General features: G+C 52.8%; 1 pseudogene. It reads right to left on the minus strand.

Going from position 1 to position 527, the window contains the following annotated elements:
* Positions 1 to 442, minus strand: a pseudogene (locus AN618_RS12500) (transposase); the annotation flags it as partial.
* Positions 443 to 527 lie beyond the last annotated feature (85 nt).

Consider the following 527-nt stretch of genomic DNA (forward strand, 5'->3'; position numbering starts at 1 on the left):
AGAAACAGCGTGAGATATGAAAATTGCCGTCCGGCAGGGCCACGGCTACAGCCACCACGTCGGGGTTTAAGTCTATTCCTGCCATGGGCAAGTCTTTTTTTACAGGCACGTCGTCGCCCAGTGGAAAGGAAATAAAGCAATCGAACCTTCCGTCCTTGCGGACTACCCTTACCGTATAGGCACCGGCTCTCAAAAGGTGTTGCAGGAGTATGGCCCTGTAACGAACAGGTATTTCCAGGGGCACCGTGACCCAGTCTTCTTCTTTCCTCCGGCGGCCGTCTTTATTTTCCGGCTCCGGCGGTATGTAGACGTTGAGGCGGAAGAAATCGGTAACCTCGTCGAAGACCACTTCCGTGTTGGCATTACCATACTGGCCTTCCAGTCCCTTCTGGTTGGCCTGGCCTACGTAGTAAAAGGAGTGTTTGACCGTAATTCCCGCCACTCCTCTTTGGATAGTTTCCCTTCTTGCAGGAGGAGCAAGTTTTTCTTGCCGCCAAATACAGCAGGTGGCACTTCATCTCGCTCTA

The sequence above is a fragment of the Fervidicola ferrireducens genome (genome assembly GCF_001562425.1).
Taxonomy (GTDB): Bacteria; Bacillota; Thermosediminibacteria; order Thermosediminibacterales; family Thermosediminibacteraceae; genus Fervidicola; species Fervidicola ferrireducens.